General features: G+C 65.3%; 12 protein-coding genes. 9 read left to right on the top strand and 3 right to left on the bottom strand.

The features are described from left to right. Positions 1-7 precede the first annotated feature (7 nt). Entirely contained in the window at positions 8-1009 is a 1002-nt protein-coding gene (locus ACO06O_RS01960; protein WP_421875728.1) for an FCD domain-containing protein, read from the bottom strand. 214 nt (positions 1010-1223) lie between these two features. On the opposite strand from ACO06O_RS01960, the gene ACO06O_RS01955 reads away from it, so the two are divergent. From ACO06O_RS01955 to ACO06O_RS01915, 9 genes are all read left to right on the top strand, one after another. Next, entirely contained in the window at positions 1224-2603 is a 1380-nt protein-coding gene (locus ACO06O_RS01955; protein WP_421875726.1) for an amidase family protein, read from the top strand. 22 nt (positions 2604-2625) lie between these two features. Beyond that, complete coding sequence (locus ACO06O_RS01950; protein ID WP_421875724.1) at positions 2626-3525, top strand: polysaccharide deacetylase family protein; 900 nt, start codon at positions 2626-2628, stop codon at positions 3523-3525. A gap of 18 nt (positions 3526-3543) precedes the next feature. Continuing rightward, entirely contained in the window at positions 3544-4746 is a 1203-nt protein-coding gene (locus ACO06O_RS01945) for an ABC transporter substrate-binding protein (protein WP_421875722.1), read from the top strand. A gap of 28 nt (positions 4747-4774) precedes the next feature. Beyond that, complete coding sequence (locus ACO06O_RS01940) at positions 4775-5896, top strand: polyamine ABC transporter substrate-binding protein (protein ID WP_421875720.1); 1122 nt, start codon at positions 4775-4777, stop codon at positions 5894-5896. Between the two features lie 75 nt (positions 5897-5971). Then, on the top strand, positions 5972-6895 hold the full coding sequence (locus ACO06O_RS01935; RefSeq protein ID WP_421875718.1) for an ABC transporter permease: 924 nt from the start codon (positions 5972-5974) through the stop codon (positions 6893-6895). Beyond that, on the top strand, positions 6888-7703 hold the full coding sequence (locus tag ACO06O_RS01930; RefSeq protein WP_421875716.1) for an ABC transporter permease: 816 nt from the start codon (positions 6888-6890) through the stop codon (positions 7701-7703). The genes ACO06O_RS01935 and ACO06O_RS01930 overlap by 8 nt, the downstream gene beginning before the upstream one ends. A gap of 12 nt (positions 7704-7715) precedes the next feature. After that, entirely contained in the window at positions 7716-8795 is a 1080-nt protein-coding gene (locus ACO06O_RS01925; protein ID WP_421875714.1) for an ABC transporter ATP-binding protein, read from the top strand. Between the two features lie 10 nt (positions 8796-8805). Further along, a complete protein-coding gene (locus ACO06O_RS01920) occupies positions 8806-9501 on the top strand; it encodes a DUF1989 domain-containing protein (protein ID WP_421875712.1) in 696 nt (231 codons plus the stop codon). Positions 9502-10242: 741 nt separating this feature from the next. Continuing rightward, entirely contained in the window at positions 10243-11937 is a 1695-nt protein-coding gene (locus ACO06O_RS01915) for an AMP-binding protein (RefSeq protein WP_421875710.1), read from the top strand. Between the two features lie 138 nt (positions 11938-12075). Here ACO06O_RS01915 and ACO06O_RS01910 read toward each other — a convergent pair whose 3' ends face one another. Together ACO06O_RS01910 and ACO06O_RS01905 are read right to left on the bottom strand one after the other, a co-directional pair. Further along, positions 12076-12831, bottom strand: coding sequence for a DUF899 domain-containing protein (locus ACO06O_RS01910; RefSeq protein WP_421875708.1), 756 nt, complete (start codon positions 12829-12831; stop codon positions 12076-12078). A gap of 28 nt (positions 12832-12859) precedes the next feature. Beyond that, on the bottom strand, positions 12860-14389 hold the full coding sequence (locus tag ACO06O_RS01905; protein ID WP_421875706.1) for an MFS transporter: 1530 nt from the start codon (positions 14387-14389) through the stop codon (positions 12860-12862). Positions 14390-14500: the final 111 nt, after the last annotated feature.

Raw genomic sequence — 14500 nt, 5'->3', positions numbered from 1 at the left:
CCCTTGCTCACTGACGGCATAGATAGGCCGGAAATTCGGGGTCCGGCAGGACGGATAGGGATTTCAGGCGTTGCATCGTACGGCGGCTGGCCGCCTCCAGATGGGCGTCCAGCGCTTCGGCCGCGTCGTCGGGCGCGTCTCTCAGAAGATGTTCCAGCACCAGGCGGTGTTCGTGCAGTTCCGGCATGGTTCGCTGAATGCCGATGGTCGACAGATAGACCTTGTTGACCAGCAGCGGCAATTGGCTACGCCGGATGACGCCTCGCAGGCGCTCGTTATGGCATTCCTTCAGGCATACCTCATGCAGGTCGGTCTCGACCTGCTCCCGCTCCTCGGCGGTGCGCGTCTCGTCGCCATCCATCAGCCGTTCGACACGGGCCAGCATCGTGCGGACCAGGTCCGGCGGCAGGTTGGGCGCGGATTCCTTTAAGGCGGCGGGCTCCAGCAGCCGCCGCAATTGATACTCGTCCCGGACCGACCGGGCCGTCAGCGGTCCGGCCATCCAGTGACCCCGCGAATCCTTCCATAGGATGCGTTGTTCCTGAAGCCGCAGCAGGATTTCATGCGCGATCTTCCGGCCGATCCCGAAATGATCCGCCACCGCGATCTCCAGAACCCGGAACTGTCCGAATGCCATGGCGACGGCAGCCTCGTCCCGGACCGCGCGGACCATTCTGTCCATTTGCAGCTTGCCGCGCGCGACCGGTGTTCCCGGGCTTTCCTCCATGCCCAGAATGTCGCCATCCAGTCTCTGGCGGTGTGGCTCGGCGGTCCGGTCGGTTCCGGCGAGATAACCGCGTCCCCGGAAACGGTGCGCCAATCCTTCGCGATGCAGGCATTCCAGCGCCTTGCGGACGGGCGCGCGGCTGGTGCCGAACAGCTCCGCCAGCGGCCCTTCGATCAGAACCAGACCGTTCGGGATAACCCCCGCGCGGATTCTCTTGGCCAGGGTCGCGCGGATGATTTCGTACAGCGGCTCCTCTTGCCCCGCATCCTCAGCATGATCCATTTGCCGGCGTTTCCTTCCCTCAGAATTGCCGCGCCCTGCCTGTCATCGGAGAGTCATTTTTACTCACCTGGCCGTTCGGGTGACGGACCGTTTGCGATTTCCCCACGATATCAAGCGGTTGCTGAATCCTGTGCCGCTTAAAAGATGACGATTGTTCGCAATAGTCATTTTTGACATCACTATGCCATCGGATCAATACCGGGTTGGAAACGGCATGTTTCAGACGGCATTCAGAATGGCGGGCATGGAAAGCGGCGGGGGCGGCATGTTCTCTTTTGCCCTGCAGTTTGATGCCGGTCTGTGGGATCCCGTCACGGCGGCGGAGGCGGCACTCGACAGCGCCGCCGGCGATCGTGCGCGGCACGTATTCATCGCCCTGGATGCCGATGACATCCGCCGGTCGGCGGAGGCGAGCCGCAACCGGCTTCGCCGCGGCGAGGCCCGGCCCTTGGACGGCGTGGCGATTGCCTGGAAGGATGTGTTCGCCCGGATCGGCGACGTCAGCACGGCCGGGTCGCGGATACCGGCCTTGCGCACCGTCGGCCATCGCACCGCGCCCATCGTCCATCGTATGGAGGAACTGGGCGCCGTCTTTTTCGGGCGTACGAACCTATCGGAAATGGCACTCGGCGGCCTCGGCCTCAATCCGCATTACGGCACGCCGGTCAACGCCTTGTCCTTGGACCGGGACCGCGCACCGGGCGGGTCGTCCTCCGGCAGCGCCGTCGCCGTGGCGCTGGGCCTGGTGCCTGCCGCATTCGGCACGGATACGTCGGGCTCGATCCGGGTGCCGGCGGCGTTCAACGGCATCGCGGGGTTCCGACCCAGCCATGGCCGTTATCCGGATGCCGGCGTCTTCGCATTGGCCCCGGGCCTGGACACGGTCGGAATTCTCGCGCGGGGCGCCGGGGACGTGGCGTTCCTGGACGGCCTGATTTGCCGGGAGCCCGCTTTGGGCGATTACCCGAAGCCGTCTGGTCTCGTCGTGCCGGAGACTATCGTTCTAGACGGGCTTGACCCCATCGTCGCCGAAAGGTTCGACCGCGCCCTGAGTACCTTGTCTTCGCAGGGGGTCCGGATCACGCACCGCCCGCTGCAAAGCTTCGACATGTTGCATTCCGCCATGGAGCGGCACGGCGCGCCGGTCGTGGCGGAGGCCTATCGCCGCCATGGCGGCCTCCTGCGCGGGCCGGATTTCGGTCCGATGGATCCCAATGTTCGCCGACGGCTGAGTGCCGGCGCGGAGATCTCGGACCGATCCCTGGCCGAGCTGGGTCTGGCCCGCCGGCAGGCGCGGCGATGCCTGCAACGGGAACTCGGCAAGGAGGCCCTAGCCTTCCCGACCGTGCCGATCGTCGCCCCGTTGCTTGCGGATCTGGTGGACCCGGATTCCGTCGCGCGCCTCAACGCCTTGGTGCTGCGCAACACGATGCTGGGCAGTCTGCTGGACATGCCGTCGATCTCACTTCCCATCGGGATCGGGCCGGGCGGGTTGGCCGCCGGGTTGCAGCTCTCGATGACGCGGGGACGGGACCGGGCGCTGCTTGAATTTGCGCGCGACGCCGAGCGGTCGCTCGCCCTCATAACCCCTTGAGCCAGGATGGAAAGGACAAGAGATGCCGAAGGAAATGTTGGTCGCGTATGGTGTGGACTTCGATGCTGTGGCGGGCTGGCTCGGCTCCTATGGCGGGGAGGATTCGCCCTGCGACATTTCTCGCGGTGTCTTCGCGGCGGAAGTCGGTGTGCCGCGCCTGTTGGAATTGTTCCGGCGCAACGACCTGACCGTCAGCTGGTTCGTCCCCGGCCATTCCGCCGAAAGTTTCCCGGCCCAGACGGAGGCCATTGCCGCCGCCGGGCATGAAATCGGCCTGCACGGCTACAGCCATGAAAATCCGCTGTCGATGTCCCGCGAGCAGGAAGAGGAAGTTCTGGATCGGTCCCTGGAAATCCTGGTCCGGATGACCGGTGTTCGGCCGCGCGGCTATGTCGCCCCATGGTGGGAATTCAGCCCGAACACGGCGGACCTGCTTCTGGCGCGGGGCGTCCGGTACGACCACAGCATGATGCACCGGGATTTTGAGCCCTATTACCTGCCGCTCGGCGAAAGCTGGACCAAGATCGATTTCGATCAGCCGGCGGGCAGTTGGATGAAGCCGTTCACCGGCGGCACGCCGTCGCGCCTGATCGAAATCCCGGCGAATTGGCATCTGGACGACATGCCGCCGCAGATGTTCGTCAAATCGGCCCCGAACAGCCACGGCTATGTCCTGCCGAGCCAGGTCGAAGAGCTTTGGCGCGACCAGTTCGACTGGGTCTATCGGGAATACGATTACGCGGTCTTCCCGATGACCATCCATCCCGATGTCTCCGGCCGCCCGCAGACCCTGCTGATGCATGAGCGGCTGATCGCCCATATGCGCGAACATCCCGGCGTCCGGTTCTGCACCTTGGGCGCCGTGGCGGAGGATTTTGCCCGCCGTCATCCCCATCCCGGCCTTGTGCGGGCCACGGCGTAGAAACGGGGGAGAGCGACCATGCCTGGCCGAGTGACAAGACCTTCGACGAAATCCGCCGCCGTTCATCGCGGCAAGCCGGCGCTGCGCGTCCTCGGCACTTCGGTCAGCCTGATCGAGCCGATCCGGACACGCGCGGAGCAGGATCTGGGCATCACGCTGGATTTCATCATCGAAGACGGAACCAGCGCCCAGCGGATCGCGGCGCTCTATCCGGAGGCCTTCGATGTCTACGATCAGTGGTTCCATAACATCGACCTGATCTGGCCCGCCCGCTCCATCCAGCCCCTCGACCTGACGCGCATCGAGCGATGGGACGAGATCAACGATCTGCCGAAGCGGGGCCGCTTGAATGCCGACGCCGAAACGGCGCCCGGCGGCAATCCGGCCAACCGGCTCTATGTCCAGGAAGACGGCGAGTTGGGGTCACAGCCCACCGGGCATATCAGCATGCTGCCCACCGTGCATAACGCGGACAGTTTCGCGATGGCCGCGGGGGGCGAGAATGCCGAAAGCTGGTCGGCATTGCTGGACAATGCCCATACCGGCCGGGTCGCCGTGCAAAGCGATGCCGCCATCGGTGTCATCGACCTGATCCTCGCGGCCCGCGCCGCCGGTTGGACGGATTTTCGCGATCCCGGCAATCTGACGGTCGGGGAGATCGATACCCTGGTCGACATGCTGCTGGCGCGCCGCCGCAAAGGTCATTTCAAGGCCTTCTGGGCGACGGAGGCGGAGGCGAGCGCCTTGTTCGAGGCGGACCGGGTCAATGTGTCCAGCATGTGGTGGCAGGGCTTCGTCGCACTGCGCCGCCGCGGCGTTGCGGTGACGATGGCCGCGCCGCGCGAAGGCTATCGCGGCTGGTACGGCGGATTGGCCCTGTCGCGCGACCTGGACGACCGCCGCCGGGACGCGGCCTATGCGTATCTGAACTGGTGGCTGTCCGGCTATGCCGGCGCCGTGATGGCGCGCAACAACGCGCATATCTCCAATCCCGAAACCGCCCGCGCGCATATGAGCGCCGCCGAGTGGAACTACTGGTACGGCGGCAAGCCGGCCGGCGAGGACCTGCGATGCCCATACGGCAGGGTCATCGTCCGGCAGGGGGAGCGCTATCCGGGCGGCAGCTATGCCGACCGGCTGGGCCGGATCGCGATTTGGAACTCGGTGATGGACGAACACAACTACCTCGTCCGCCGATGGACCGAATTCCTGAAGCTTTAACCAAAAACAGAGTGAGGGAGGAAACGTTATGAGTAAGCAGATACATCGACGGACCGTGTTGAAAGCCGCCATGGCCGGCGCCGGCCTGATCGGGGCGGGGCCATTGCTGTCGGCGCGCCCGGCCAAGGCGGCGCCGGAGCAATTGACCATGCTGTCCTGGTACGGTCATGCCGAGCCGGACGCCGTCGCCGAGTTCGAAGAGGTCAACAATGTCCGGATCAAGAAGAAATACTATGTCGGCGGCGATCAGATGCTGGCCCTGTTGGCACAATCTCCGCCCGGCACCTATGACGTGATCCTGACCGACCGGGAATATGTCGAACAGCTTGTCGCCGCGGATATGATCGAGCGCCTGTCGCCCGAGGATTATCCCTTCGACGACTTCTTCCCGGAATTTCAGAAATTTCCCGGCCATTGGATGGGGGACGATCTGTATTCCGTGATGATCCGTTTCGGGTATCTGGGCCTGTCCTACAACACCTCGGTCCTGACCGAGAAGGACGCCATGAGCTATGCCGTGATGTGGGACGACAAGGTCAAAGGCCGCGTCGGACATTTCGACTGGCATCTGCCGAATTTCGGCGTGGTCAGTCAGTTCGACGGCAATGCCGACCCGTTCGACCTGACGGACGACCGATGGCAGGCAGTGCAGGATCGCGTGTTCAGTTTGAAGCCGCAGGTCGCCGGCTATTTCGATTACGGCGGGGTCCTCTCGTCCCTGCGGTCCGGGGAAGTGGCCGCGATCCCCGGCATCGGCGACTGGATTACCGGCGTGTTGCAGCGCGACGGCGCGACGGTGGCGACCGCCATTCCGGAAGAGGGCGGGCTGATGTGGGCGGAATCCCTGTCCATCGGCAAGGGTTCGCGGCGCCCGGATCTGGCGCAGCGCTTCATCCAGTACATGACGTCCCCGGCGGGGCAGGTTCGCACCGCGAAACTGCAGGCCTATCCGGCCCTGTTGCCGACGGAAGGCGGCTGGAAGGCGCTGCAGGCATCGGACCCCGACGAGGCCGCCCGGCAGGGCATGGTCGCGTCCGGGCCGAACGCCATGGACCTGCTGCGCAACGGCCGGATCAAGCCGCGCGCCTTGCCGGTTCGCCAATCGCTCGAGGCGTGGAACGACGCCTGGTCCCGCTACAAGAACCTCTAAGGGCCGGCATTGACCGGGGAGCCGGCGGCCGTCGAGGCCGCGGACTCCCCGGGGCCGGCGAGCAAGGCCTGCACCATGCTAACCGTCACGAACCGATCACCCGGCGCCGTGCTTTCCGCGACCGCGGTGTCGCGCGGCACCGTTCCCCGCTTTGCGCGGTTGATTTACCCCTTGGCCTGGGCCACGCCGATGGCGGCCTGGCAGACACTGTTCTTCGTGGTCCCGCTGGGCTTCCTGATCGTCCTGACCTTCTGGAAGGTGGAAAACTACCGGCTGGTCGCCGCCCTGGATCCGGTGAACTGGATCGCCGTCTACGGCACGCCGTATTTCTGGAGCGTCTATCTGCGGACCTGCGCCATGGCCGCCGGCGCGGCGGCGCTGATCAGTCTGATCGCCTTCCCCTGCGCCTATTTCCTGGCCTTTCATCTGGACAAGGGCGCGCGGCGGCTGGCGGTCCTGCTGCTGATCACGCCCTTTTTCACCAGCTATCTGGTGCGGGTCTACACGTGGCAGGCCTTTCTGGGCGATAACGGGCTGATCAACGCCGCGCTGCAAGGCGCCGGACTGGAACCGGTCGCCATGTTGAATACCGTCTTTGGCACCTTTGTCGGCTATGCGACGCTCTGCCTGCCATTGGTCGTTCTGCTGCAATTCATGAGCCTGGTGAATATCGACCGCAGCCTGATCGAAGCGGCGCGCAATCTGCGCTGTCCGCCCTGGCGCACGGTCTGGGCGGTCATCGTGCCGTCCGCGCGGGTCGGTCTGGTCCTGGGGGCGACCTTCGCCTTCATCCTGACCTTCGGCGATTTCGTCAGCCCGACCTATCTGGGGGGCGGAAATCCGCCGACCCTGGGCATCCTGATTACGGATTTCACGAAGGCGGGGAATCAATGGCCGCGGGCGGCCGTTGTCGCCGTGACCATGGTGACGACATTGATCCTGGTCGCCTTCTTCGCCGTCCGCTTCGCATACAAGACCAGGAGGCGCAGTCATGGCTGACCGGATCAAAAGACCCGCCGCATTGTGGCTCTATACCGGGGGGATCTACCTCTTCGTCTTCGCCCCGATCGCGGCAAGCTTCGTCTTCTCGCTGAACGCGGACCGGTTCCCGACCTTGCCCTTGGGCGGCTTCTCGCTGGACTGGTATGCCCGGGTTTTCACCGATCCCGCGGTCTGGGAGGCCTTCTCCCATTCCGCCCTGGCCGCGATGGCAACCGGGGTATTGGCCACATTTCTGGGGTTCGGCGCGGCCTATACCGACTACCGTTACAAATTCTTCGGCAAGAGCGCCTATCTGGCCATCGCGCTTCTGCCGCCGACGGTGCCGGTTATCGTCTTGGGATTGTCCATGCTGGCCTATCTGTCGCGGCTGGCGCTTTCCGGGGCGCTGTATTCCATCGTCATCGCCCATGCCGTTCTATGCGCCCCTTTCGCCATGGCGATCATCCGTCTGCGCCTGTCGCAGATGGATTCGGCCCTGGAGGCGGCGTCCTGGAATCTGGGCGCCGGACCCTGGCGGGCGATGCGCCATGTGGTGCTGCCCTTCGCGGCGCCTTCGCTGGTGTCGGCGCTGTTCCTGACAATGGCCATCTCGTTCGACGAATACGCCATCGCCTGGTTCGTATCCGGCCTGAACGAAACCGTGCCCGTACGCGTATTGTCGATCCTGCAGGGCAGTGTCAGCCCGGAGATCAACGCAATCGGCGGCATCGTGTTTCTGACATCAATCCTGCTGGTCGTTGCCGCGCAAGTCGTTCACCTGCGCAGCAGCCGGCGGGACGCGCGGTCCGCCCGGACCGGGGACTGAGAGGAGAGGAAAATGGAACCTGTTCTGAAAATCGTCGATGTTGAGAAGAGTTTCGGGGATTTCCGGGCCGTCACCGGCGTCAATCTGGAGATCGGCCGGGGCGAGTTCCTGGCCATCATGGGGTCCAGCGGATCGGGCAAATCCACCTTGTTGCGCATGATTGCGGGGCTTGAGGCCCCGACCAAGGGCGACATTCTGCTGAACGGACGGTCGACCCGGGGCCTGGCGCCGCATGAGCGGGATACGCCGATGGTCTGGCAGAGCCTGGCCCTGTTCCCCTTCCTGAATGTGGTCGAGAATGTCGAATTCGGCCTGAAGATGCGCGGGGTACCGGCGGCGGAACGGCGGCGGCGCGCCCTGTCCTGGCTGGAGCGATTGGAAATCGGCCGCTTCGCCGACCGCGCCATCGACGAATTGTCCGGTGGGCAGCGGCAGCGCGTCGCCCTGGCCCGGGCCCTGGTGACGGAACCGCCGGTCCTGCTGCTGGACGAACCGTTGAGCGCCTTGGACGCCCATCTATCGGTGCGGATGCAGGCCGTTCTGACCAATCTGCAGCGCGAATTGGGGATCACCTTCATCTATGTCACGCACAGCCATTCCGAAGCCTTCGCCATGGCCGACCGCGTCGTGATCATGAGCGAGGGCCGCATCGAACAGATCGGCGCGCCGAAGGAAATCTATCTGCGGCCGTCGACGCGGTTCGTCGCGGAGTTCCTGGGCAGCAACAACATCTTCACCGGGCGGCCCGAAAAGGGGGCGGATGGCGGCGGCTACCTGCGGACCGGCGACGGCCTGCTGAAGCTTCCGGCGGATGCCAACCCGGCCCTGTTCGACGGCGAGGTCGACCTGATCGTCTCGGCCGACCGGATCGTGCTGGGCGGGCCGTCGCAGGCGAACAGTCTGCCTTGCCGGCTGATCGGCGAGGAATTCGTCGGCGCCAGCGTAAACCTGTATCTTGAGACCGAGGGCGGCCGGGATCTGGTGGTCCAGATGCCGCAACGCCAGTTGGACGGCCTGTCGCTTCAGCGCGGCGCGGCGATTGCCGCGAGCTGGAGCGACGCCGACGGCCATGTCATACGCGCCACATCGTGAGAACCGAACAATGACCGACACTTTGCCACTTTCCTTCGATGCCGCCACCCCGGACGGGCACAACGCCACCCTGGATGAATCGATCTCACCGGACGGCAGGCCGGAACCGGGGCGGCGCTATACCGTGCCGGCGCGCTGCGGCCGGGCGGTGCGGCTGGCCGCCGGCGAGACCCTGACCATCGTCAATCCGGCAGGCAGCCAGGTCTGCGATTTCTGGGCTTTCGCATTGCCGGACCTGCGGGAATTCCTGTCGATGGAACATCTCCGCACCGCCTTGGGCCGGACCATGCCGCGGCCAGGCGACGGGCTGGTCACCAATCTGCGGCGCAGCCTGATGACGATGACGGAAGACACTTCGCCCGGTATCCATGACACCATCGTCGCCGCCTGCGATCTGCACCGGTATCGGCAATTGGGCGTCGAGGAATATCACGACAATTGCACCGACAACCTGCGCATGGCGCTGATGGCGATCGGCATGCGCGCGCCGGAAATCCCCGCGCCGTTCAATATCTGGATGAATGTTCCGGTCGATCCCCGGGGCGGGATCGAATTTCAGCCGCCGGTATCGAAGCCGGGCGACAGCATCCGTCTCCGTGCAGATCGCGACTGCATCGCCGTCATGTCGGCCTGCCCGCAGGACAAGACCCCCGTCAACGGGGCGGAGGCCACGCCTCAGCCTTTGATGTTCGACGTGACGCGATAACGTCGGCCCGAGCGAGGCGACCGGCACCCCGCAATACAGGTTTCGGCAGGTGCGCCTGGACGGATGGTGCGCCGATTTCGGTACATGTCCCGAGATCCGAAGGCTCCCAAGTTTGCGCAGGATCTGGGATTGGGCCGTGGCAGGCATACTAAGCGCCCAGACGTCAATATAGCGCGTCAACTGAGAGAGGCTGATGCCCTCGAGCAAGTTCAATCGCTAATACGAGAGAGCACCAAGGGCGAAGATCCTGATTGAATGAGGCACTCAGATCAAGAATTTAGGACAAATTCTTCGACGAACATTAAGAAGAAAAAGAGCATCCATGATGCCAACGCCCATAATATAGCGGAGAACAGGACGGAAAAACGGTCCGGCCAAGAATACACTTTTGAGTAATTAAGTGGATTGATGCTGAATCTAATCCAAAAAGTACCACAAATCATGACTTTTATAGTGGTCAGAAGGATCAGGGTTGCGGTTAGAATTTTTAGTATGCCCATCATACAATCCAGAAAACCAACCTATGGTGCCGACCTTGGTGCGGATTTTATGATTTGAGAGGCTCAAGCTCAACTGATCTGAGATCTTAGAATTCCTCCCGCTTTCGCGAATGTCCGCTCGTGGCTACCGGCCGTCGCATGATCCAGGGGCTACTGTCTGGGAATGCCCGCAGCCGCACCCTCCCTTGCGCCGCCGCGAAACCATGTATGGTATGGCCGAAACAATCGTTGAGCCTTGCCGATGTCGAAACCCCGTCTCGATGACCTGCTGGAGCCCTGGCGCGCGGCGCCTGCCGATGGGGCGGTGTTGTGGCCGTCGGCGGAGGGGGCGGTGTCTTTTGCGCGGTTCGCCGGGCTGGTCGCGGCGGCGGGGCGGTGGCTGGACGCGGAGGGGGTGCGGGAAGGGGATCGGGTGGCGGTGTGGCTGCCGAACCGGGTCGAGTGGCTGGCGCTGTTCTTTGCCATGGCGCGGGCCGGGGTGACGCTGGTCGCGGTCAATACCCGCTATCGCGCGGCGGAGGTCGATTACATCCTGAAAGCGTCGGGCGCGTCGCGGCTGATCCTGCAGACGGGTTTCAAGGCGATCGATTTTCCCGGCATCCTGGCTGGTGTCGATCCGGCGGGGCTGCCGGATTTGCGCGCGGTGTCGGTGTTGTCGGGGGCGGCGGAAGGCGCGTGCGAACCGGCGGTCGCGCTGCCCGGGACTTTGCTGGGGCGGCCGGTCTCGCACTGCGATCTGCGGCCCGTGCCGGGGGATGTCCCGCCGACGGATTTCCTGCCGGGTGACGTCCTGCCGTTAGACCGGGACAGCGACCCGGACGCGGCGCTGGCTTTCTTCACCACATCGGGCACGACCAGATCGCCGAAGCTGGTGGTGCATTCCCAGGCGACGCTGACCCTGCATTCGCAGCGGGTCGCAGCGCGGTTCGGTTTCGATCGGGACGGGACGGAGCCGCGGGCGGGCCTCTTCGCGGCCATGCCGTTCTGCGGGGTCTTCGGGCTGAACGCGGCCCTGGGGGCGATTGCGGGCGGGGCGGCGCTGCATCTCTGCGCGGCTTTCGATGCGGCGGATGCGGCGGCGCGGATCGCGCGGCACCGGCTGACCCATGTGATCGGCAGCGACGAGATGATGGCGCGGCTGCTGGAGGCGGCGGGCCATGTGGACGGGGGCGACCGGGTGCCGACGGCGCTGGCCTCGCTGCGGCTTTGCGGTTTCGCCTCCTTCACGCCGGGCCTGGCAGGGCAATTGCGGGCGGCGGCTGCGGCGGGACTGCCGCTGCGCGGGCTCTATGGTTCGTCGGAGGTCAATGCGCTGTTCTCGCTACAGGACGCGGATCTGCCGCTGGACGAGCGGTTGAAGGGCGGCGGGCGGACGATTTCGGCCGACGCCCGGGTGCGTATCGTCGATGCGCAGACCGGGGCGGCGCTGCCGGTTGGGCAGGCGGGGGCGCTGGAGATCCGGGCGCCGACCAGCTTCACCGGCTATTACCGCAATCCCGAGGCGATGGCCGACGCGATGACGGCGGACGGGTTTTTCCGCACCGGGGATATCGGCATGCTGCGGGCGGACGGATCCTTCGTCTATGTCACCCGGGCCGGGGACGCGATCCGGCTGGGCGGATTTCTTGTCGATCCGGCGGAAATCGAGGAAGTGCTGAAGACCTTGCCCGGCGTGGCCGATGCCCAGGTCGTGGCGGTGGAGCGCGATGGCAAACTGCGCCCTGTCGCCTTCGTGACCCGCGCGGCGCAGGGGGGCTTCGACGAGGCCAAGGTCCTGGCGGCGGCGGCGGAGCGGCTGGCGGCGTTCAAGCGGCCGGTGCGGGTCGTTGCGCTGGACGCCTTTCCGGTGACCCAGAGCGCGAACGGCATGAAGGTGCAGCGCGCCAAGCTGCGCGACATGGCGGCGGAAATGCTGGCCGCCGATCCGGTGGGCTGAGCCATGGCGGGGGAGACCAAGAAGGCGACTAAGTCGACGGCGAAAAAAGGGGCCGGAAAGCCGCCGAACGACTACCGCGGTTACTTTCGGGACATCGCGGCGGATTTCCGACTTGGCGGGGCCGGCGGCTGAACTGGTTCAGCGTTCGCCGGCCAGGACGACACCGATCTCGGGTATGGCGGCGGGTTGGTCGTACCTGTCGTGGTGACGTACCCAGTCGACCGACATGCCATTCTCGTCGTACAGCCGCCGCCCGAGCGGCGTCAGGTCCAGCAGCCGATCGGTGAGCACGAATTCCTCTCCGCCGCGCCCGAAGACGGAATCGGTATGATACATTGTTCCGTCTTCGTCACGGTAGAACGCGCTCATCCCCGGCAGATCCTCCATGGAGGTGTCGGACTTTTCGAAATTGTACCGGACCGTGCCGGACGCGATCTGGTCCGGCGTGAAGGACACTTGGAAGTCGAAGTTGAAGTCGCTGTCCTGGGACGAAACCCAGGGAAAGCGCCAGCCCATGCGCTTCCGGAACCGGTCGATCTCGACATAGGGCGCGCGGGCGACGGCGACATAGGCGACGTCCCGGTTCGCCAGATGGACCAGCGTGCCGTCGATATGATCGGCCAGGAACGAACACCCGACACAGCCTTCGCGCCAGCCGGGGCCGAACATGAAATGCTGCACGATCAACTGGCTGCGGCCACCGAACAGATCGGCCAGGCCGACCGCGCCATTGGGTCCTTCGAAACGGTAGTCCTTTTCGATCCGGACCCAGGGCAGGGCCTGGCGGGTTTCGGCGACCGCGTCGCGCATCTGGATCAGCCGTTTTTCCTCTTCAAGGAGCGAGAGGCGGGCGGCAAGCCATTCGTCGCGGGATACGATGGTCGGTGTGGTCACGGGGATATCCTTTCGATTGGCGATGCGATCATCCGGCGGCGGGACGAACCCGCCGCAGCAGCGTCACGGCCAGGATCGCGGCCAGCGTGACGATGAAGGCGCTGAGGAGCGTGGTGACCTGAAACGCGCCGCTGAAGGCGTTACGCGCCGTGTCCAGCACGGTGCCTGCGGATGGCCCGGACAGGTCCGATGCGACGGCGATTGCCGCTCCCAACGTGTCTTCCGCCGACCGGATCTGCTCCGCCGATAGCTCGGACGGCAGCGTTCCGACGATGCCGTCGCGATAAAGCGCCGTCACCAGACTGCCCAGGACCGCGATACCCGCCGCGCCGCCGAATTCGGTGCTGGTTTCGGCCATGCCTGCCGCCGCGCCCGCCCGTTCCGGCGGGGCCGCGCCGACGATCAGGTCGGTCATCAGCGTGACGACGGGGGCGAGGCCCAGCGAGAAGACGATGAAGCCGCCGACGATGGTGGCAATCGGCATGGGGCTGCCGGTCCAGGCGATCAGCACGAAGCCCAGGGCGGCGACGACGAAGCCGGACGCGACCGTGGTCGCGGGCGGCAGTTTCTGGGATAGCGGCGCGGTCAAGGTCGAGCCGAGGATGAAGGCGACGCCGGACGGCGCGGTCCACAGGCCCGCCTCCAGCGCGGACAGCCCGAGCACAAGCTGCAGATACTGCGCGATGAACAGGAAGGCCGAGAACATTGCGAAGAAGCCGACTACATTGATCAGCAGCGCGCCGCTGAAGGCCGGATTGCGGAACAAGGACATGTCCAGCAGCGGGTCCTTCATCCGGCGCTGGCGCAGGACGAACAGGATGCCGATGACTGCGCCCGCGGCGATCGCGCCGAGGGCCTGAGCATCCGCGCCGTCGGCGGCGATCCGCTTGATCCCGTAGATCACGGCCAGAACGGCGGCGATGGACAATACGGCGCTGAAGATATCCAGATCGCCCGCCTCCGGATCACGGTATTCCGGCAACAGGGACGGACCTAGGATCAACAGCAGAACCATGACCGGCACCGCCGCCAGGAAGACCGAACCCCACCAGAAATGGGTCAGCAGCACCCCGCCGATCAGCGGCCCGATGGCGCCGCCGGCGGAGAAGCTGGCGATCCAGACGCCGATGGCGATGCTGCGTTGTTTCGGGTCTTCGAACATGACCCGCAGCAGCGACAGGGTGGAAGGTGCCAGGGTCGCGGCCGCGACGCCCAGCAGCGCGCGGGCGGCGATCAGCATTTCCGCGCTGGTCGAATAGGCCGCCAGGACCGACGCCGCACCAAAGGCGGCCGCGCCGATCAACAGCAGCTTGCGCCGCCCGATCCGGTCGCCCAGCGTTCCCATGGTCAAGAGCGTGCCCGCGACCAGGAAGCCGTAGATGTCGATGATCCACAGCAACTGTTCTGCCGACGGCTTCAGGTCGGCAGTCAGATGGGGAACCGCCAGGTTCAGCACCGTCAGGTCCATCGCATAGAGGATGCAGGGCAGCGCCAGGACCGCGAGGCCGATCCATTCGCGGCGGGTCGCCGGGCGGGGTGTGTCGGGATTACTGGACATGAATCGTCTCCTTAGGTGTCGCCCTGGGCGTCCTGTTTTCCGAGTTGAGCGATGCGGCGTCCCGGCCCGTCCGGAAGGCGGCGAAGATCAGGCGCAAAGCCGCCTTGGGCC

The sequence above is a fragment of the Pacificispira sp. genome (assembly GCF_965228185.1).
Lineage (GTDB): Bacteria > Pseudomonadota > Alphaproteobacteria > UBA8366 > Aestuariispiraceae > Pacificispira.
This window is presented reverse-complemented; position numbering and strand designations above follow the sequence as displayed.

What these genes read in the sequence shown, in the direction of transcription:
- ACO06O_RS01925 (WP_421875714.1), top strand. Translation starts at nt 7,716, where the DNA reads ATGGAACCTGTTCTGAAAATCGTCGATGTTGAGAAGAGTTTCGGGGAT.
- ACO06O_RS01920 (WP_421875712.1), top strand. Translation starts at nt 8,806, where the DNA reads ATGACCGACACTTTGCCACTTTCCTTCGATGCCGCCACCCCGGACGGG.
- ACO06O_RS01940 (WP_421875720.1), top strand. Translation starts at nt 4,775, where the DNA reads ATGAGTAAGCAGATACATCGACGGACCGTGTTGAAAGCCGCCATGGCC.
- ACO06O_RS01955 (WP_421875726.1), top strand. Translation starts at nt 1,224, where the DNA reads ATGTTTCAGACGGCATTCAGAATGGCGGGCATGGAAAGCGGCGGGGGC.
- ACO06O_RS01915 (WP_421875710.1), top strand. Translation starts at nt 10,243, where the DNA reads ATGTCGAAACCCCGTCTCGATGACCTGCTGGAGCCCTGGCGCGCGGCG.
- ACO06O_RS01905 (WP_421875706.1), bottom strand. Translation starts at nt 14,389, where the DNA reads ATGTCCAGTAATCCCGACACACCCCGCCCGGCGACCCGCCGCGAATGG.
- ACO06O_RS01930 (WP_421875716.1), top strand. Translation starts at nt 6,888, where the DNA reads ATGGCTGACCGGATCAAAAGACCCGCCGCATTGTGGCTCTATACCGGG.
- ACO06O_RS01935 (WP_421875718.1), top strand. Translation starts at nt 5,972, where the DNA reads ATGCTAACCGTCACGAACCGATCACCCGGCGCCGTGCTTTCCGCGACC.
- ACO06O_RS01960 (WP_421875728.1), bottom strand. Translation starts at nt 1,009, where the DNA reads ATGGATCATGCTGAGGATGCGGGGCAAGAGGAGCCGCTGTACGAAATC.
- ACO06O_RS01950 (WP_421875724.1), top strand. Translation starts at nt 2,626, where the DNA reads ATGCCGAAGGAAATGTTGGTCGCGTATGGTGTGGACTTCGATGCTGTG.
- ACO06O_RS01945 (WP_421875722.1), top strand. Translation starts at nt 3,544, where the DNA reads ATGCCTGGCCGAGTGACAAGACCTTCGACGAAATCCGCCGCCGTTCAT.